Origin of the sequence: Bacillus cereus group sp. BfR-BA-01524, from assembly GCF_022662595.1 — a bacterium.
GTDB lineage: Bacteria > Bacillota > Bacilli > Bacillales > Bacillaceae_G > Bacillus_A > Bacillus_A thuringiensis_S.
Genome location: NZ_JAKUDW010000264.1, coordinates 1 through 620 on the forward strand (window position 1 = coordinate 1; position 620 = coordinate 620).

A 620-nucleotide genomic window follows, 5' to 3' on the forward strand; every position below is an offset into this window, starting at 1 on the left:
GTTTCCACCTTGGTTGTTATTTCCGCCTTGGTTGTCGTTTCCACCTTGGTTGTTGTTTCCACCTTGGTTATCTAACGGCTTAATGCTACCTTTATCAAATGCAAATTGAATATCGTAAAAATGGTGATAATTCATTGAATCGATATCTACTTTTACTTTTGCATTTAACTTTTTCGATAAATCTGGTACTTCTACTTCCACTACGCGTGTATCAGCTTTTTTATCTTCACTTATTACATTTGCATCAACAAACGAACCATTTTTCTCAAATTCAAATTTTGTAATCCAAGAACTGTTCGTTAACGTAAAGGATACATACTTCTTACCATCTTTTACTTTTAGCACACCTGGACTTTTTGTATATGTGTTCATCATTGAAATTTCGTCTGTTTGATCTTTTAATGCTTTAAAATTGATGCTGTATTCACCATCTTTAATTGTTTCAGCATCTGGTTTTTCTACTTCTGGTTTTTCTACTTCCGGTTTTTCTACTTCTGGTTGTTTCTCTTCATTTTTAATTTGTTCAAGTTTATCTTGTTCAAATAAAAGTTGTACATCATGCGTTTGCTTATAATTTCTTGATGCCATTTCGATAAATACTTTTGTATTTAGTTTTTTAG

The 620-nt window shown here is 31.6% G+C and carries 1 protein-coding gene; it reads right to left on the reverse strand.

What is annotated here, in order from left to right; translation table 11 throughout:
• Positions 1 to 620: NEAT domain-containing protein (locus MR170_RS30945; protein WP_242310663.1), on the reverse strand; the 620-nt coding region annotated here is incomplete at both ends.